Source organism: Vibrio ziniensis, assembly GCF_011064285.1.
Classification (GTDB): domain Bacteria; phylum Pseudomonadota; class Gammaproteobacteria; order Enterobacterales; family Vibrionaceae; genus Vibrio; species Vibrio ziniensis.
The window spans coordinates 1183366-1201184 of sequence record NZ_CP049332.1 but is presented as its reverse complement, the minus strand read 5'-3'; the positions used below and the strand labels follow the sequence as shown (position 1 = coordinate 1201184).

General features: G+C 41.3%; 17 protein-coding genes. 4 read left to right on the top strand and 13 right to left on the bottom strand.

Annotation, left to right across the window (positions count from 1 at the left end; all coding sequences use genetic code 11):
* Positions 1–11: 11 nt before the first annotated feature.
* Together G5S32_RS20380 and G5S32_RS20375 are read right to left on the bottom strand one after the other, a co-directional pair.
* Positions 12–1391: a TolC family protein gene (locus G5S32_RS20380; protein WP_425509213.1), complete on the bottom strand. Its 1380-nt coding sequence runs from the start codon at positions 1389–1391 to the stop codon at positions 12–14.
* Between the two features lie 84 nt (positions 1392–1475).
* Positions 1476–1883 (bottom strand): hypothetical protein, encoded by a 408-nt coding sequence (locus G5S32_RS20375; RefSeq protein WP_165313966.1) that lies wholly within the window; start codon positions 1881–1883, stop codon positions 1476–1478.
* Positions 1884–2083: 200 nt separating this feature from the next.
* On the opposite strand from G5S32_RS20375, the gene G5S32_RS20370 reads away from it, so the two are divergent.
* On the top strand, positions 2084–2740 hold the full coding sequence (locus tag G5S32_RS20370) for a nitroreductase family protein (RefSeq protein WP_165313965.1): 657 nt from the start codon (positions 2084–2086) through the stop codon (positions 2738–2740).
* A 102-nt stretch (positions 2741–2842) separates the two neighbouring features.
* Here G5S32_RS20370 and G5S32_RS20365 read toward each other — a convergent pair whose 3' ends face one another.
* Together G5S32_RS20365 and G5S32_RS20360 are read right to left on the bottom strand one after the other, a co-directional pair.
* Entirely contained in the window at positions 2843–3739 is an 897-nt protein-coding gene (locus tag G5S32_RS20365; RefSeq protein ID WP_165313964.1) for a LysR substrate-binding domain-containing protein, read from the bottom strand.
* A gap of 351 nt (positions 3740–4090) precedes the next feature.
* Positions 4091–4999, bottom strand: a complete 909-nt coding sequence (locus G5S32_RS20360; RefSeq protein ID WP_165313963.1) for a LysR substrate-binding domain-containing protein — start codon at positions 4997–4999, stop codon at positions 4091–4093.
* Positions 5000–5090: 91 nt separating this feature from the next.
* On the opposite strand from G5S32_RS20360, the gene G5S32_RS20355 reads away from it, so the two are divergent.
* Positions 5091–6014 (top strand): DMT family transporter, encoded by a 924-nt coding sequence (locus G5S32_RS20355; protein WP_165313962.1) that lies wholly within the window; start codon positions 5091–5093, stop codon positions 6012–6014.
* 57 nt (positions 6015–6071) lie between these two features.
* Here G5S32_RS20355 and G5S32_RS20350 read toward each other — a convergent pair whose 3' ends face one another.
* From G5S32_RS20350 to G5S32_RS20340, 3 genes are all read right to left on the bottom strand, one after another.
* Entirely contained in the window at positions 6072–7469 is a 1398-nt protein-coding gene (locus G5S32_RS20350; protein WP_165313961.1) for an aminopeptidase P family protein, read from the bottom strand.
* Between the two features lie 376 nt (positions 7470–7845).
* Positions 7846–8586, bottom strand: a complete 741-nt coding sequence (locus G5S32_RS20345; RefSeq protein WP_165313960.1) for a recombinase family protein — start codon at positions 8584–8586, stop codon at positions 7846–7848.
* Positions 8587–8828: 242 nt separating this feature from the next.
* Positions 8829–9836, bottom strand: coding sequence for an alpha/beta hydrolase (locus G5S32_RS20340; protein WP_207621643.1), 1008 nt, complete (start codon positions 9834–9836; stop codon positions 8829–8831).
* A 232-nt stretch (positions 9837–10068) separates the two neighbouring features.
* Here G5S32_RS20340 and G5S32_RS21660 point away from each other — a divergent pair, with 232 nt between their 5' ends.
* Positions 10069–10677 (top strand): sugar O-acetyltransferase, encoded by a 609-nt coding sequence (locus G5S32_RS21660; RefSeq protein WP_165313959.1) that lies wholly within the window; start codon positions 10069–10071, stop codon positions 10675–10677.
* A 58-nt stretch (positions 10678–10735) separates the two neighbouring features.
* On the opposite strand, the gene G5S32_RS20330 is transcribed toward G5S32_RS21660, so the two are convergent.
* A complete protein-coding gene (locus G5S32_RS20330) occupies positions 10736–11530 on the bottom strand; it encodes a MerR family transcriptional regulator (RefSeq protein ID WP_165313958.1) in 795 nt (264 codons plus the stop codon).
* Between the two features lie 61 nt (positions 11531–11591).
* Positions 11592–13358: a tannase/feruloyl esterase family alpha/beta hydrolase gene (locus G5S32_RS20325; protein ID WP_165313957.1), complete on the bottom strand. Its 1767-nt coding sequence runs from the start codon at positions 13356–13358 to the stop codon at positions 11592–11594.
* Between the two features lie 272 nt (positions 13359–13630).
* Here G5S32_RS20325 and G5S32_RS20320 point away from each other — a divergent pair, with 272 nt between their 5' ends.
* Complete coding sequence (locus G5S32_RS20320; RefSeq protein WP_165313956.1) at positions 13631–14056, top strand: DUF1090 family protein; 426 nt, start codon at positions 13631–13633, stop codon at positions 14054–14056.
* 53 nt (positions 14057–14109) lie between these two features.
* Here G5S32_RS20320 and G5S32_RS20315 read toward each other — a convergent pair whose 3' ends face one another.
* The 4 genes from G5S32_RS20315 to G5S32_RS20300 form a co-directional block, all read right to left on the bottom strand.
* Positions 14110–14478 carry a DUF4405 domain-containing protein gene (locus tag G5S32_RS20315; protein WP_165313955.1) on the bottom strand — a complete coding sequence of 123 codons (369 nt, stop codon included), beginning with the start codon at positions 14476–14478 and terminating at the stop codon, positions 14110–14112.
* A gap of 160 nt (positions 14479–14638) precedes the next feature.
* Positions 14639–15007 carry a VTT domain-containing protein gene (locus G5S32_RS21680; RefSeq protein ID WP_343033185.1) on the bottom strand — a complete coding sequence of 123 codons (369 nt, stop codon included), beginning with the start codon at positions 15005–15007 and terminating at the stop codon, positions 14639–14641.
* Positions 15008–15189: 182 nt separating this feature from the next.
* A complete protein-coding gene (locus G5S32_RS20305) occupies positions 15190–15645 on the bottom strand; it encodes a hypothetical protein (RefSeq protein ID WP_165313953.1) in 456 nt (151 codons plus the stop codon).
* A 23-nt stretch (positions 15646–15668) separates the two neighbouring features.
* A complete protein-coding gene (locus G5S32_RS20300; protein ID WP_165313952.1) occupies positions 15669–17669 on the bottom strand; it encodes an alpha/beta hydrolase-fold protein in 2001 nt (666 codons plus the stop codon).
* Positions 17670–17819: the final 150 nt, after the last annotated feature.

Below are 17819 nucleotides of genomic sequence, written 5' to 3'. Positions count from 1 at the left end.
TTTATGCCTCGTTATTGCTGCTCTGATGTTATGGAAATTTCTGGTTTATCTACCTGATAGCTGTAGCTATTTAAAAGTGCAGACAGATTGTTGTTAACCAGATTCAAATCGGTGATGAGGCGCTGGTATTCCAGCTTCAATGCAAGCTCATCGCGAGTGGCTAAAATCACATCATTAAACTGAGCCGTGTTGTTCTGATAACCCCTTTCGGTTGCTTTCACACGAGAGTCCGCTTGTGGTAACAAGGTAGATTCAAAGCGTTCAAGGCGCTGAGCGAGGTTGTTCTTGTCAATTAGTAGAGCATTGACTTTGGCATTCATTTGACTGAGTAAAGTATCTTTTTGTGACTGAGCTGCTCCTACTTGGTACTGGGCTGCAGCTAAGTCTTTATCTTGCTTGTTCCCAGTAAACAGAGGGATATCCATGGTGATGTAGGCACTGACTAAGTCAGAGGCAGGTTCACCGCGCATATTGTTTGATTGGCGATAGGCATACATCACTTCAACACCAAACTGTGGGGCATATGACTCACGAGCAATGTCGACTTGAGTGCGACGTGCATCTATTGAAGCATCAAGCATTTGCACTGTTGGGTTTTGATTGAGTAGCGAATAGTAATTTCGGCTACTGGCAGCATTTTCAATATCTCGTAATGAGTCCCAGTTAAGTTGATTAGTTGCTTTTAACGAACCTTTATTTAACAACCAGTCTGAGCCCAGCCACTCAGAGAGCTGAGCAGCAAGTCTTTGTTGCATTTGTTCATTGGCTTGGATCTTCTCATCCAACTTAGTGACTTGCAGTTGAGCGTTAATCAAATCTTGAGCTTCGCTTTTGCCAATCGAGTAATTGGTTTGGATGAAGTTTTCAAGCTCACTCATCAAGGTGCGGTTCTCAAGCAGAACTTGGTTAGCAACTTGTTGGTAGCCTAATTCAAGCCAAATTTGGGTGATGGCATTAGCGACTTCCAGTTCTCTAGCCGCAACCTTAACTTCTAATGCTCCGGCTTGTTGACTGGCTTTTCTGTCGTTGAGATCTGAGGTATCACCACGGTTGAACTGCTGCATTAATCCGACGGTAATATTGGTCATTGGGTCTTCATCGAAAGCGAAACTATCGGTAGGTAGACCTGTAACGCCGAACTTTAGTTTTGGGTCCATTAGAGTCGCGCTGGCTTTGCCTGTTTCTCGCATTGCTTGCGCTTCTGCGTAGTATTGGCGGCGAGCACTGTCATTGGAAAGCGCAGCTTCAATAAGTTGAACAAGTGTTTTGTCCGGTGTTGACGCTAAGCTACCTTGAGCGTTCTCACTAGCAAGTGGCTCGCCGGCATAGGCAGCTGACGTTAACACCGCAGCACTGATAGACAGTGCCAAAAGGCATTGTTTAATTTTCACGAAATTTCAATCCATCACTGAGCGCAAGATGCGCACGGGAATACTTCCGCAGTTACGTGCGGAACCTAAGATCTAGAGATGGATTTATACTGTGGGCGGTCTTTCGAGGCTTCTGGTGGTATGAATAACATCACCGGATTTAGGTGACGAAAATAGGGCGAGGGAAGTCATTGCAGTCAGCAATTCATCAGGAACAATCAAAATAGCGGCAGCTGAAGCGCAAGTGGTATCACAACAGTTATGAATGATATCTGTAGACATTTCACATTGGCTTTGGTTAATGACCAAATCAGCACTAGATTCAGAATGATGCTCCATTTGCATCTTGTGATGTGATGACATCTGCTGGCTCTGGCAAAGCGCTGAAGTAGATTGCATGGCATGCGACATAGAGCTGTTCATCATTCCTGCACTTGTAGCAACACCCGACACAAGCAGAGCTGCTAATGCCAGAATGGTGATCCAAGTTGTTGAAATGATGTTTAGTCGCATGGTGAACCGCTATTGAAGATTTGGCTAGACTATAAAGCCTTCCCCTAGGGTAAGGTCAATATCTTAAGTACAATTAAACGTTTAAAACAAAGAAGCCATACCAATTATTTGTTAAGTCGATATTATAGAGCTCATTCCAAGGCCCGTGGCTGTGCTGATACAAACCGTGCCTTTAATAATTGGTGTTAAGGAGAGCAGTAATGTCTCATCAAATTATCAAAGATCTAAGCAAGCGCTACACAACCAAGAAATATGATGAAGAGAAACGTATTTCTCAGGAAGATATGGCAGTGATTAAAGAAGCAGTGCGTCTTTCAGCTTCTTCGATTAACTCTCAGCCATGGAAATTTATTGTTATTGAAAGTGATGAAGCGAAGCAGCGTTTCTACAATACTTTTGCTAATAAGCATCAATTCAACCAACATCATGCAAAGGCTGCTTCTCATACAATTTTGCTGGCGTACGATCCAAAGTTCACTAAAGAAAAATACGCTAAACGCCTAGATGCAGAAGTGGTTGCAGGTCGTCTGTCGCCAGAGAAATTCGATGCGCGTATGGGATCTTATGCTTTCGCTGAAGCGAATACCGACCAAGCGGGTTTCAACAGCGGTTGGACTAAAGCTCAGGTTTATATTGCGTTAGGTAACTTGCTGCACACCTTGGCTCGCCTAGGTATTGATTCAACGCCGATGGAAGGTGTTGATTCACAGATGATTGGTGAAGAGTTTAAACAAGAACTCGATGGACACGTGTGTGAAGTAGCCCTAGCGATTGGCTACCACAAAGATGGTGAAGACTATAACCATGGCTTACCTAAATCGCGTTTGTCGATGGAAGACGTTGTTACTACGTTATAAGTTAAGTCGCTATTTTTTCTGTCAGTAATGTCTATCTGTCATTAATGTCGATCAGCGTTACTGACAGATACTTATCTGAAAAACACATTGCTCAGCCTGTGCTTAGGTTTTTATCATAAGCTCTTTCTTCAACCATGCTTTAAATGCATTACTTCTCAAAGCCCTTGAAGATGCCGGATCACTAATCAATGAATAACGAATTCCTGGTTTTAATCCGATGTCAAACGGCTTCACTAACAACCCGCGTTCGACGAAATCTGCCGATATACTCTCTGTGGCTAAACAAGCACCGTGACCAGCGACAACCGCGTTGATCGCCATATCAAACGTACTGACTTCCATCCATTGCAGGCTTTCACGCTTTGCATTGACTTGAGCTGTTGCGAACCAGTGATCCCAACTAAAAGAAGCTGAGTGGAAATCTATTAACCAACATTTTAGAAGCTGATCAGGCCGCTCGAACTTCATCGATTCAGCAAGCTGCGGTGAGCAGTAAGGATAAATCGCTTCTTCAAACAGCGTTTCTTGCTCAAGTTCGAGATGTTGAACGCTCTCTTGACCTTGCCAGATGAGAACATCGGTTTCGGTATGACGAATGTCGATCTCTTTGATGTTCTGCACTCTAATCGGAATATGTGGATATTCCATGGTGAACTTCCACAGTCTTGGCATCAACCAACGTGTAGCAAAGGAGCGGGGGGCACTGACGTTCAGTAAACCTTCTAATGGTTCATTTTGTATGCGATTAAGCCCAGTAATGATCTGTTTGAAACCATCATCGATGTGTTTATGCAGAATTTGACCTTTGTCAGTCAGATGCATTTCTCGTCCACGACGAATAAACAGTTTGCACTTTAATTGCTCTTCTAGCTGACGAAGCTTTTGGCTGATAGCGGCTTGAGTGACGTATAACTCATCGGCAGCCTTACTGTAGCTTTTCAGACGAGCGGCAGACTCAAAATAGCGAAGTGAGGAAAGATGACGTAGTCGTTTGTCCATAACCTGAGCTTATAGTTCCTGTAATAAACGGTTGTTCGTAACCGATTCGTGTTGCTCAGATAATATTCCTATCGCAAATGGAAGCAAGGCAAAATTATGCAAATGATAGGTAAAATTACAAAGGTTAAATTCAGTTATTTCAAGCTATTTAATTGGTTTAGAAAGAGTGATCCTGAGTGGGAAAACAGTACAAGTGCGTTAAGCTCCCATATGAAAAAAGACATCGGTTTGACAGATGAACGGGAAGCAACTTCGCACTATTCAAAGTTTTTATAAGGAGAGCTAATTGGAAACTGCAATATGTTCACCACCTATGTACTAGAAGAGCGAAAACAAACTTAACAACAAGCTCTAGTTTGATTTAGCATCATCAAACTCTTTGCTTAGCCATGATTTCAACGTAAGGACGTTTTCATTGCGCAGTTTCTCCGGTTTGCACACGAAGAAAAACTGCTGATGAGGGTTGTTCACAGGTGTACCTATCTCTACCAATAGCCCATGTTTGATTTCATCGCGAACGAAAAGACGATGTGTAACGAATACCCCCAACTTTCGAATCGCCGCTTGAACAGCATGTATCGACGCAATGAAGTTTAAGTTGCGTTGTGGCTTCGGGACGGGGAGCTCGTTGCCTTGACACCAGACACTCCAGTCATGTTTTCGTCTTAGGTTTTCTGCATAAATTGCTGGGTAACGTTGAAGCATTTCAGCTGGGCTTGGTGTCTCTTGCGTTAAATCTAGTAGCTCTGGGCTGCAAACCAATAAAAGCTCATCATCACCGAGTTTTTCACAATAGTAGTCTTCCCATTCATCCGTTTTGCCATGAATGATGGCGACATCGACGCCTTCTTGGTTTAGGTCAAACGGTCCCACCAAATTTGATAGACGAATATCGACATTGGGTGCGTATTGCTGAAAGTTGTCGACGCGTGGAACCCACCAGTGAATCGCTAAAGAGTTGATCATGTTGAGTGTAATTCGGTTGGATTGCGGCTGCTGTGTGACGGCGTCCGTTGCATCCATGATGGTTTTCAAAGCTGGCGCAATATCGTTGTAGTATTTCTGACCCACCGCATTGAGTTGAACCTGTCTACCTATGCGTAGGAATAGTGGTTGCTCAATAAGCGATTCCAAGCTTTTGATCGCTTGGCTAATTGCAGAATGGCTAACATTAAGCAGACCTGCAGCTTCCGTCATGCTTCCTGCCTCTGCTACCGCAACAAATGCGTAGAGTGATTTAAGAGGTGGTCGTCTATTCATATGTAAGTTTATCTAACAGGTTTGTTTAAATATATTCGTTTTTATCTCTGTTGTCATTGCTCTACTATGAGCGCGTCAATAGGGGGATATCATGTTGTTTAAGAATCGCGCCGTACCTTATATGCTCATATCAACTTTTAGTATGTCGTTAACTGGGCTTATTTTAAAAAAACTTACCGAAATGATGGGAATTGAGCTTTTAACATTCCTTCGTTTCTTAATGCCTGCATTGTTACTTTTTGCCATGGTCGCAGTTTCTAAACTGCCTTTACCACCGCGAACAGTATTAAAGCCAATTATTATACGAGGGCTTTGTATTGCGGCATGCCAACTGTGTTTTATCGCATCACTTAACACGTTAACACTTGTTGAAAGTTCGGTGTTATTTGGTACTGGACCACTGTTTATTGCTGTACTGGAAAAGCTATTTTTCAAAGTAAATATAAAGACAGAAACCAAGTTTGGTTTAGTAGCAACATTCGCTGGCGTATTGTTGCTGGCTGGTGATGTGACCGGAATTCAGTTTAGACCTGAGTTGCTGTTCGGTTTAGGTGCTGGTTTATTCAATGCGGGTTCACAAGTGAGTTTGTTTCGTGCAAGTAAGCGCGAAGTGAAGCCAGCGGTTCTGAACAGTTGGACTTTTCTTATCGCTGCGATAGCGGTGCTGCCTTTATCGTTTATTTTCGGTTTGTCAGATATGGATACTCAGATATTACTCGAGCCACAACATAATCTATTGGTTTGGGGATGCCTCTTTGTTCTGTCAATCACTGTGGTTGGGAATCAAATTTTGCGCTCAAAAGCCTATAAGCTTGCAGACAGTAACTCTCAACTTGCACCACTGATTTTCACAAACCTACTATTCACAGCAATATGGCAAGTACTGTTCTTTGATGAAACCTTTTCTCACTATCAGGTTGTGGGGATTGCTTTGATCATCATTGCTTCACTGATGAACAGCTTTGCTGCAAAAGTATTTAAGCACTTTTTTCATACTAAAGCGCATCAAGTTTAAAGATTTTGGATGAAGCTTACAGAGGCGTTATTCCTGGTCGAATAGCGCCTTCAACACTTACTTTTGCCTGATCAAAGCCTTTGACTTATTTAACAAGTATGGTCGTAAATATCCGACGGTATTGGATAGGGGTAACACACATTCGGGTAGATTGATGTTCAATACATCTCTAATGTAGTTTCGGCGACATTCAATACGACTCCAAAGATCTGGATATTCTTGGTGTATTTGCTGCTGTAATTCATGGTCGGCTAAGCCTATGGTGTCTTCAATACTTGCACCAGCATATCCAGCAATAGACGGGATGATGTCAATTTGCAGCATCATTCCACTACATAGGTCGACGTCTGAAGTTGGGCTCATTGGTGAGCTCAGCCATTCTTCATCAGCCACAAAGTGACCCGGATTTAAATGCCAGTGATATTCTGAGCGCGGCAATACCGTGTCGATAAGTTGATAGATATCTTTACCACAGACGCCGAGCTGCATATTCTCCAACCAATGGATGACGGCGTTGTAGTAGGGCGTCGCTACTTTTTCGACATAATCGCAGACTTGTTGCGGCAGCTCTTTTTCATTGTTTACCACATAAGCGGATCGACTGGATAAACCGCCTTTAAATCCAGTGGTTAATGAGAATTTATCACCCAACGAAATGATTTTGTCGCGCGGATAAAGCTGTGCATGGTCGAAGCGATCTCCAGTCGCTGCAATTTGGATCACGCTGTTAGGCTGACCGCTTAAAGAGAGCTGAGCTCCAATCTCTTTTTCGCTTTTACCGAGTTCGATAGCGTTAAGAGCCGTGAGTACTGCGCTTGAAGCAAGGTTAGCTCCATATTCGTAATGAGCAATTTCGTTGGCGTTATTTATCGTTCTGGCGCCAATGCCCGGCGCAATATAAAGGTGTGTGGCGTTGAAGATTTGCGTGTTTGGAACTATCTCTTTGACTGCTTCAACCACAAAATACGGAATGTCGAACTGGGTTTGTTTTGAAATATGTGTCCCAGTAAAAAGCTTCCAGCCAACTATTCCAACGTTATGATTTGGTTGAATGCCTGCTGCTACAAGTGTTTCAGAAAGTGGTGCATCTCCATCCATCGGTTGATTAGGTAATGAGAAAACGGGTGCATGAAGACACTTACCTGAAAGTCTTGCATGAGGAACAAGCTTGAGGTTTTCATTACCCATGATGTAAGTGATTTCGCCAGTATGTTTCAAAATCATTAGCGCTTCTTCAAAACGAGGAATGAATCCGCTCAAGTACTCGAAGTTGCTGCCGTGTTCTTTGTCTGCATATATTACCAATACATCCAAAGATTCAGCTTTCATCAGCTCGGTTAACTTTTTAGCGCGGGACTGAATGGTTTCATCACTTAGAAGAGTTGTTTTTACATCATGGAAAATAGTTGGCTGTTCTACCGTTTCAAGCTGAAAGGTGTTGTTTCTTATTTGCATAAATCGGTACTCAAATTGTTTAGTTTTATTCTAGGGAAGTACGTGTTACGCCTTGGTTTTATTAACAGTGAATGTGGGCGTTATGGAACGATTGTGCCTAAAAATTAGAAACCGAGCTAAACATTTTTGTTCACGTGGAGAGTGCCGATGGAAATAGGTATATTGGCGTGGAATCAAACGCTAGGAAAATTTATGCTTCATCAAAGTTACATCATCCTTTCATCTTTCTGTAAGACTGAGTACTTATCATTCCTAGCGTTAAAATAGATTATGTTTACCTATTGCTTAACTCTTCTTGCACTTTTTATAGCGTCTAGACAGGACGCTTTTTTTCTTTCTACAGTTCAGGGTTTGAAGAGCTATTGAGTTTTAAAGTTTAGTCGTTTTTGGTTTCTTGATTATCAGGATGGCCGCGACCAATGCCTCTATGTCGACCGAAACGCCTTTCTCCGTTATCTGTCGATTCGTGCCCAGCTCTCCCTCGTCCGCCATGTACACGGCCTCTACCTCTAAGATGACCCAGTTCATCGTTATCTTTAATTTTCGCCTTAACACGTTTTACTGTAGACATACTTGCGCCAGTTTCTTCAGCTACGGTTTGAAGTGTTTTACCTTCAAATAGAGCTTGAGCGATTTCCTGATGTTTTCCTTCATCTCGTTGGCGTCCACGGAATTTTGCTTTCCAATTGTCTTTATCTCCTCTTAATGAGCGGCGACCCAACTCAGCTGCGAAAAGTCGACGATGTTTTTCAGATTCTGAAAACCCTTGCATCATTTTTACGAGAGCATCTGTGATTTGGTCGTTGAGTTTGAATTCTAAATCTTGAACGATGGTTTTTATGGTTATACCACGATCAATGAGTGATTTTACGTTGTTAACGCAAGTTGCAAACTCTTTACCCAACTCATCAATCCACCACACAATGAGCTGATCACCTTGTTTTAGCTTTTTATCCAATTCAGAAAATGCAGGTCTGTCTGCTAGTGGTACGCCACCACGGATTTTTGTTTCCGTAATTAATTGAATACTGTCATTGCATTTGGAAAACGCTTCTATTCGACTGTCTATATCATTAATTTTTGGAGAGATACGAATGTATCCATAAGTTGTAGTCATAAAGACTCCTTTTTGTTTATTGGTTCATATTATGTTATGGCTCATAATAGATCTAAAAAATGAACCAATCAACCATATGAGCCAATAAAATTTTAAATTAATTTAGATGAATTGAGTGAAAAATGGAAAAAATGCCATTAAACATTAAGTTATGAGAAGGTGTGAGGATTGAAAAATGTTCTGACCATTGCAGTAGATTTGGGGGAAATCATTACTGCCGCAGTCAGAACACTTTATTTGGTTTATTTAATGTGTCGCTTTAAAAACTCATAATTGCGTTCTAAGTTATTTTCAGTATGAAAGTACTTGTCTTCGGCATGGTTTGAGCTCATCAACAAGTTGTATTCAACATTGTCACTGCCAATTGCTTCAGCAAGTTTGACGGCAAACTCCTGACTTTGCAGGCGAGGGATCACCTCATCTTTATATCCGTGTTGAAGTAAGAAAGGTGGTGCGTCGCTGGTAATGTAGTTTTCAGGATTTAAGGTCTTTAAGGTTGCCTCTGAAGCTTTACCTAGCTCTTCACGAAGCAAGAATGATTCAAATGAATCTAAAGGTTCATGCAATTGACCTTTAATGCCAATTTGTTCCCACTGCTTATCCGTAGTTTTGAAGTTGATCGGAGAATACCAAGCTACTACGGCTTGAACTTTTGTCGATATATCTAGGTAGCCCAAATTTGGATCTTCTAACTCTTTAACATCGCCAGAAACACCAGCAAGTGCAACGAGATGACCACCGGCTGAACCACCCATTAGGATAATTTTGTTAGGGTCAAAACTGAATTTTTTCGCATTTGCACGTACAAACTTAATCGCGGCTTTAACATCGTTGATCTGAGCAGGCCATTTAGCTTCTGGACTTAGTCGGTAGTTAATATTTGCCACGGCATAGCCTTTTCCTAAGCCATACAGAGCTGGTACTAATTGGTTGTCCATCTTGTCACAGCCAAAGAATGCACCACCATGAACATTGATAATAACAGGGTATTGCGGTTTCCATTCTTCCGGAAGAAAGATGTCCATCTTCTGAGCATCGGAAATGTTCGCGTATGCGACATCAAGGTATTTATGTGTAATTCGGGTGATATCAGGCGCTTCACCACAAGCATTAGCACTTTGTGGTGGTCCCATAACTTTAGGTCCGTTCCAATCACTAGGCATTTTGACATCTGCCATAACGTTAGGAACGGCGGCCACAGCTAAGGCAACCGATGCGAGGGAGGTACTTATTCTTTTTATAGTCTTCATGTTTCACAGCCTTTGGAATAGTTATTGAGCTATTGGAGTGCAAACCATAAGGGTTAGAGATACTCTAAGGTCAATGAGCTAATAAACAAATATGTGAAGTAAAGCAAAAGGCTGATTAAACGAAACATTACTTATCGATAATGGTGGGTGAAACTGTTGACTCAGTTAACTTTAATCCGATTAATTTGCCTACAGACTGACGTCAAACTTGCAATCTATCAATGGAATTCCCATGGACAATAAACAACGAAAGGAAAAAGGGCTGGTTTATAGATACGATGATCCAGAACTGCAAGACAATCAATTTCTTTACCAAGAAAAGCTCTATGACTTTAACTACTCTCGTCCGACCGACTTTGCAAGAAGAGAGACTCTTCTAAAAGAAATGTTTGCTGAAATTGGTGAAGGAACACATGTAGAAGCTCCGGTGAATGCTAACTGGGGCTGTAAAAATGTGCATTTAGGAAAAGGGGTTTATTGCAATTCAAACGTGACCTTTGTAGATGATGCGGATATCTATATTGGGGACGACTGCATGATCGCGCCAAACGTGGTTATATCGACATCTGGTCATCAAATTTTGCCAATCCTACGTAAGAACAATTATGTGTATAACCGATCTGTACATATAGGAAACAATGTGTGGATTGGTTCTAGTGCGCAAATAATGCCGGGCGTTACTATTGGCGATAACTGTGTAATTGGAGCTGGTAGCGTGGTTACCAAAGACATTCCAGAAAACAGTGTTGCTTTTGGCGTGCCATGTAAAGTGATTCGTGAAATTGGCGAAAAGGATAAAGAATTCTTTTTCCGAGATGAAAGGCTTGATGTCTGGGAATAGCGGTCAGTTATGAATATATAAGCCACTAGCGGTTATGAGCCAGTGGCCCGAATGAATGCTATTTTTCTTTTAGCATAAGCTTGACTAAGAAATCTTGTTTTCTTTTTTCAATCACAGGGCCGCTGACTTTCTCGATGTATAAAAACGGCTCGTAATAAAATCCAGTTTGCTGTGCGTGTCGTATCAACTCTATAGCGTGTGGATTGTCTTCCATACTCTGGTCGCAATACATACAGAGATAACGTCCAGCAGGTATGGTATGTGAGTGTACTTTAGCGACTTTGCTGTTTTCGACGTACATCGTTTCTAGCGGATAGCCTGCTTCGGTTACTTTACGTGTATCGACGAGCATGCCGTGAGTGAAAAAGTGTGGCCATGTGGGTTCTAGAATAATTTCATCGACAGTGTCAAAGAAATCGACAATGTCTCTTACTAGATCAGGTTGTACTAAGCCAACAGTTCTTGATTTTGCTTGTTCAATAAATGGTACGCTAAGTTTCTCACGAACGGAGCTGAGTTGTTCAAGATAAGCAATGTGTTCACTTATAAAACCATGCGCTCTACGTAAATTGATGATTTCATCACGCAGTTTCTTTTGGTTAACTTTAAGACTTTCAATGGTTTGTTGAGAGTTGTAGTTACTTAATATTTCCTTTATCTCAGCATTACTGAACATGGCCTGTTGTAGCAGGGTAATAAATTCTGCAATCGATACTTGCTTTAAGGAGTAGGTGCGATAGCCATTATCTAGTCGAGCAGGGCTGAGTAACCCCACTTTATCAAAGTACCTCAATGTATGCGCACTGACGCCTGTGACTTTTTCAAACTCTTTAATGGTGTAGGTTCGTTGCAAGAGTATGCTCCATAGTTATCTCTAGTGTTAAAGTGCCCTGTTTAACTGGGCACTTATACTACTACATTTGATTCCAAGCTGAACATTTCAACTGGTTATTATCAACTTGGCATTTTAACTGTTGGTTGGGTTGATAGAATTTCTCCCCTGCCCAGATATAGCGCTCTGGACCTGTACTGCCTAATTTAGCTTCAAATTGATCTGCTTCATTGATCGAACCTATACCTTTATAACTTGCCACATATGGATATGGGTAAACCGGTCTTGAACGATCTAATGAAGGCGTATTTTGTAAAGCCTTAGCTGGTTTATCTACGTTTTCTTCTGGTGCTCCTGCGCCGTTGAAGGTTTCAGGTTGGCTACTTTGCTTTGCAATGATCTCATAAGGAGATATGCCTTGCTCAACCCATCGCATCATTTGTGTTACCAAATCAAATTGATAGGGGCCATCACCACCGAAACAGTGGTACATACCTGGAAATAGATAGAATCGCATAAAGCTCTCAGTTTCATCTTTACCCATTTGATTCTGTACAGCTTCATAGTAAGCGATACTATTGATTGGTGAGATGTGTGGGTCTGACCAACCATGCCATAAAATCAGCTTACCGCCTTGAGACCTAAAGGTAGCAAGATCAGGATTTACCGCGCTGTACAGGCCATATAAAGCACTCACTTTTTCAAATTCCGCTTCAGTAAATTTCAAATCGGTAAGTTTAAAATTCTCTGGGTTTTCTTTGTAAATAACGCCGCTTAATGCTTCTTCTGCAACACGTTTACTAAAAATATCTTCATTTCCTTGCATAGGAACGAACACTCCGGGCCATGACAGTTCTGAACCGCGCATAGGAGCGCCGAGGGCTAAAGCGAGCCCAGTCTGTTTATCATGAGGACCCTTATAGATATTAGTAACAGCTTGTATTTCGGCTCTTGTTAGGCATGTCGAAGTCTCTTGTCCTTGTTTACAAAGAAGAACACTAGGGTCAAAGTTACAAGCTCGTGGGTCTTGAATTAAGCCATCTTTTAAACCATCCAACGTATCACATGAATCTAGTACCGCTTTATGCAGCAGTGGGAGCTTATCTGCGTGTACTATAGCGTTGCCATTTTCATCTAAGTTCGACAAAGCTAGCCAACCATGATGAAAGGAATTTTGTACTGAGAAATTCATAGCAGGCGCGCCAGCAATAACACCATCGAAGTCGTCTGGGAATCTCTGCGCTTCCATAAGTGCTTCGCGTCCACCATCAGAGCAACCATTAAAGTAAGAATAGCGAGGCGCCTGCCCGTAAAATTCTTTAATCAGAGATTTTGCTGCAACAGACGTTAAGTGCATGGATCTATAGGCAAAATCAATTCGTTTCTGAGGATCTTCACCAAAATCGCCGCTTCCACCTTGGTGACCCATATCGGTAGATGCCAGAACAAAGCTATTGTTTTTCACTGCAAGGCAGCTATCAGCCGCGCTCACCATCAAACCGACACGGCCGCAAAGACCACCACAGCCTAGTTGCATGTATCGCTGTGTCCATGACTCAAGTGGCAGTTGAACTTTAAAACCAATTTCTGGAGCTAATAGACCTTCAATTACGCACGATGAACCGCTTGAATCCATAATGATATCCGCTTTGGTTACTTTGCTCCCTGTACCGCCGATAGTGGTAAGGTCTGTACTTAAAAGCTCACTACAATTTTTGACAGGGAGAACGATGTTTAGTGAAGAAGCAACATCTAGTGGTTTGTTGTTTGTGTTAGTTGCTTCATCGTGTGCGCAGCCGGAAAGCAAAGCGACAAAGGCCATTAACGATATAAAGAATTGACCATTCATTGAATGTGTCCTTATGTGATTCAATAATTCATAGTTCAATGTAGTCTAAAGGTTGGAGTAACTCTAATGTCAATCAAATTAAAACAATGTTATTAATTAAATTTAAGCAATCTATTTGGATGTAAATAAAAGTAAATTTAAGCTTTCTGAATTGACCTTAGAGTAGCTCTAACCATTACTATTGTCTTCATATATATATTTATCAATGAGATATGAATAGGAGATACAAAGTGAAGAGAAAAATAACTTTAAGTCCAAGGATATTAACATGCATGATGGCAGGACTATTATTATCAGGGACAACGATTGCGGCACAATCAGCATCCAGTTGTTCAGTATTAACCGGATGTGAACGTAAAATATGTGAAAAAGAATCTGAGTTAGAAAAAGCAAAAGAATATGGAGATGTTTCTAAAATATTAGGTTTGCAAAATTCTTTAGTACATGTGAAAGACAGTTGTGCACAAAATCCAAATTTGACTTCTGCTGAATATCAAGCTGATTTAAAAGAGCTTAGAGAAGAATATAAAGAAGATTTGGATGACGCGTTAGATGAGTATGAAGATGACTTAGCGGAGGCCAAAGCAGAAGGGAAAGCGGACAAAGTTGCTCGAGCCAAAGAAAAATATGAGCAAAAAGTTCAGAAAGTAACGGACGAATATCAGCGAAAATTGCAGTTAATGCAGGTTGTTGAGTGATTGTGAATGTTAAAGAAAAGCTAGTAGATAAGAGATTCTACTAGCTTTTTTGTTTAAGATTGTTTTGGAATGGCTAGCGATTGTGAAGTGCTGCCTGCATTCGCATGATATTTACTGTGATCACCGTGTCCATTCGAAGGAATTGCAAAAGCAATAACGACCACGAGAACCAATGCGATAACAGTGCCATAGGTAGCATTTGCTCTTAAATTGAGTTTACTAAAATAGGAAGCAAACATTTTCCAATTTAAAACGATATGGATGATGCCAGCAATTACAAATGCAAGGCCAACCCACTCATGTACGGGATATAAACCTGGGAATTTTATGTGAAATAACATCAATACACCTGTGATTGATGTTGCAATATAAGTGATCATCAAAAAGGGACTTAGCCATGATTTTTGTGTTGGTTTAAACATATACCTAACCTCGTTAATATAATAAACATTATAAATATAAAGGTTATTTTTTGTGGGTTAATTATAATTACATATATTTACATCAGCCAATTGTTAATTTACAAAAGTATTCATATTTTAATTCTTTAGTTTATATATTGGCGTGAGTTGTATTTTATGATTATGCTGTAAGATTAATAAACCAATCGGTAATGTAAACTAAAAGACATAACATTAATCCCTCTCCGAGAGCAACGGATAGAATGATCTGCTGCTTGGATATTCCGGCAATCCTTGCTAAATAAACGATGATTTCAGTAAACACAAATGGGAAAAAAGCCCACCCTGCAATCGCAACAATGCCATAATTCTGCACCCAGCTTTGCGCTTTCTTAACAGATTTAGATGACATGTTTTCAATCCGAGACTTAAACCCCATATAGTCGACCGCGATACATACAAGGTAACTTGAAAAGCAAGTTGCGGTTAGTGTAACGACTAACATTAAAACATTATCTACGGCACTTGCCATCAAGAGTATGACCGGCATAGTCGGTATAAAGAGAATCCCACGAATAGATATGAGAACAATATAGCAACTTAATATTGGGATAAAATACAGGCTAATCATATGCTGCATGTCTCCTAAGCTATAGGTGCTATAGATTTGCTGCATCCCGTAGATCGCTAATATTGCGGAAGTTAACCAGCATAACAGTTTAATTTTCTCTCTCATTTGTCATGCTTCTTTTTGTCTGGGCAGATTTGCTGAGTTTTTGCTAGCTCACACGCTTCTTTGCCTTTACATCTAAGTCCTTCAATTTGCCATGTGACATCAATCGTGCGGTGGATACCAATGAGCGTGAAACTACAGGGAGTAGGGTATGCGTGTACGGTTAAAAATCTAAAAAACGGCGAACTTTTATCTTTGGTATCAGGCAATGAGTCTTGTAGCTGACTAAATAGAGCAACGTCATCATCTTTTGTTTCTAGACCAAAACGGTCCGCCAATTCCTGTTTGGAGGTAACTTGATAACTGACATATTTAAAGCTCGGTAACGTTTCAATCCATAGACCGAGAGCTTTGTTAAATATGCTGGGCGTGAACATAATCAGCAGCAGAGTGAGCGCCGCTGAAATAAACACACCAGTCAGTAACTTGATGATGACACTGAAAAATTTAGCCATTTTAAATCTCAATATGTTGCACGCTATTTATGTTGTTTGAACAACCATTCGCGTACACCTTCAATCGAATAGGCGTATTGCCAAGTATAAGTATGGCTACCGCCATCGAATACGGAATAATTGACCGATGCATTTTTGCTTAGCATCTGCTCCACATTGTTTGCCAGTTCGCTAGGCTTAGCTTCAGCGTTCCATGAAGCCTTAGCTATTGTTGCTCCATTCTGCGCAAGCACACTGGTAATCGCTTCCATTCCTGGATTCGCTTTTGTATCGCCTTGGGACACGATGATCCAAAGCGGTTTGTTTACGAGCGGTGCAACTAAGTCAGGGTTCCACTGACACGCGACAAGCAAAGATGCAGCAAATAAGTCTGGGTATTTGATATCCATAGCAATGGATATCATTCCTCCCATCGATTGCCCTGTGTTATATAGTCGATTTGTGTCGATGGAATATTTGGTCACTAGGTCTTTAATCAAATTAACAGTGATATCCATGTCATCAGATACCGCGCCTGTATCGTCTGTCATTACAGAGGTATATTGCGGCGCAAGTACAAAACTCTCATTCAGCGTTTGGTCTTTATCTGAAGCCCAGACAACTGCACCTAATCCTTGCGTTAGGGTTTCAATCGGATTATTGCTGACCACTCCCGCATCGTGCATGAATAGCACTAGAGGATAAGACTTCTTCGGATCGTAATTTTTGGGAACGAACAAGTTGTACATCAGATCTTTGTTGAACTGACTATCGTGAAAGGTCAATTGTTGAAAATCTGCAATGTCAGGATTAAGAGTGTGATTACTATTGAGAACCTCTTTAGTTGATTTCACCAGCGTTCCATCTGTCAGTGAAACATCACCTACCTGAGAGATACTGCTAGTTAGAGTCACGGCTTCAGCTGGCTTATCTGAAATTTGTCCCATTTTCGGTCCGCCTGGTCCCGGTCCTTGATTAGAACTCCCGCTGCCTTTCGCTTGATCTTGAGGACCTCCACCCATTTGGCTACTAGCAGGATCAATGTCTGTTTTTAGCTCAACAATCACGAATGAACCGCTATCCATAGGGAGACCTAAAACGGCTTGTTTGCTGAGATATACGGATGTGATCTCTCTACCACTCACATGAAAATCAATTAATTGAAGTGAACTTGAATCGATATTAGAGCTGTACTCAATAGCAACCCCCGCGACTTTTTGGCCATCGCCAATTACCTTAACGAGTGTATTTACATTCATTATGTAAGGGCTATTGGGGTATTGATACTGACCTACTTTAATTTTGGCTTCTTGGTCGCCAAGATTAGCGGCTTTGTTGTACCAAACTAATGCTTGCTCAACATCTTTTTCAACGCCAGTTCCGCTTTCGTAGATTTTACCGAGTGCAACCATTGCTGGCATGCTGATGATATCCCCTCGAGTAGCTGATTGTTCATAAAGATCTATCGCCTTAGTCCAGCTCTGGTCCACACCTAAGCCAGCTTCATAAAGATGTGCCAGATTGTACTGAGAGGTAATGTCACCTTTATCCGCAGCGGCTTTATAAAAAGTAGATGCTTTTACATAGTCTGGAGTTTTGCCCAATCCCTTTTCATAAATGATCCCTAAATAGCGTGGAGCTTTCATATCCCCACTGGCATGTGCTTTTTCGAACCACTGATAAGCGAGGGGGTAGTTTTGTTCAACTACTTCACCATTTAGATAAAGAATCCCTAAATTGGTCATGGCTCTGGCTTCGCCTTTTTCCGCTGCGCTTTGCACATAGGTAAAGCCTAGTGTTGGGTTGTTCAGACCGTAACGCTGATGCAAATAAGCGTCTCCAAGACGAGATTCCGCAGTTGCATCTCCCGTTTCAGCCGCCTTTTTAAGGTAGGAGAGTGCTTCGGTATCTTTACCAAGTGCGTTAGCCTCTTCATAAAGTGCTACATACTCTGCACCTGTAGTTTCAGGGGCTTTAGATTCGCATCCAGTTAAAAAGAGAGTGGCGGCAAGAAGTGAAAAGGTAAGCGCGTGAATTGGTTTCATAAAGTCCTCTATCAGGCATGGAGTGTGATGCACCACAAGCTATGACGTTGAATTACTGTTCATATATTTTCTAGTTCATAATTTAACTGCATCAAATATATTGATACATCAATCTTACGTATTTTTACATTTAGGATAGTAAATCGATCG

Bases quoted from the DNA above. Each gene is read 5' to 3' on its own strand.
- G5S32_RS20375 (WP_165313966.1), bottom strand. From the start codon at position 1,883: ATGCGACTAAACATCATTTCAACAACTTGGATCACCATTCTGGCATTA.
- G5S32_RS20370 (WP_165313965.1), top strand. From the start codon at position 2,084: ATGTCTCATCAAATTATCAAAGATCTAAGCAAGCGCTACACAACCAAG.
- G5S32_RS20365 (WP_165313964.1), bottom strand. From the start codon at position 3,739: ATGGACAAACGACTACGTCATCTTTCCTCACTTCGCTATTTTGAGTCT.
- G5S32_RS20360 (WP_165313963.1), bottom strand. From the start codon at position 4,999: ATGAATAGACGACCACCTCTTAAATCACTCTACGCATTTGTTGCGGTA.
- G5S32_RS20355 (WP_165313962.1), top strand. From the start codon at position 5,091: ATGTTGTTTAAGAATCGCGCCGTACCTTATATGCTCATATCAACTTTT.
- G5S32_RS20350 (WP_165313961.1), bottom strand. From the start codon at position 7,469: ATGCAAATAAGAAACAACACCTTTCAGCTTGAAACGGTAGAACAGCCA.
- G5S32_RS20345 (WP_165313960.1), bottom strand. From the start codon at position 8,586: ATGACTACAACTTATGGATACATTCGTATCTCTCCAAAAATTAATGAT.
- G5S32_RS20340 (WP_207621643.1), bottom strand. From the start codon at position 9,836: ATGAAGACTATAAAAAGAATAAGTACCTCCCTCGCATCGGTTGCCTTA.
- G5S32_RS21660 (WP_165313959.1), top strand. From the start codon at position 10,069: ATGGACAATAAACAACGAAAGGAAAAAGGGCTGGTTTATAGATACGAT.
- G5S32_RS20325 (WP_165313957.1), bottom strand. From the start codon at position 13,358: ATGAATGGTCAATTCTTTATATCGTTAATGGCCTTTGTCGCTTTGCTT.
- G5S32_RS20320 (WP_165313956.1), top strand. From the start codon at position 13,631: ATGATGGCAGGACTATTATTATCAGGGACAACGATTGCGGCACAATCA.
- G5S32_RS20315 (WP_165313955.1), bottom strand. From the start codon at position 14,478: ATGTTTAAACCAACACAAAAATCATGGCTAAGTCCCTTTTTGATGATC.
- G5S32_RS21680 (WP_343033185.1), bottom strand. From the start codon at position 15,007: ATGCCGGTCATACTCTTGATGGCAAGTGCCGTAGATAATGTTTTAATG.
- G5S32_RS20305 (WP_165313953.1), bottom strand. From the start codon at position 15,645: ATGGCTAAATTTTTCAGTGTCATCATCAAGTTACTGACTGGTGTGTTT.
- G5S32_RS20300 (WP_165313952.1), bottom strand. From the start codon at position 17,669: ATGAAACCAATTCACGCGCTTACCTTTTCACTTCTTGCCGCCACTCTC.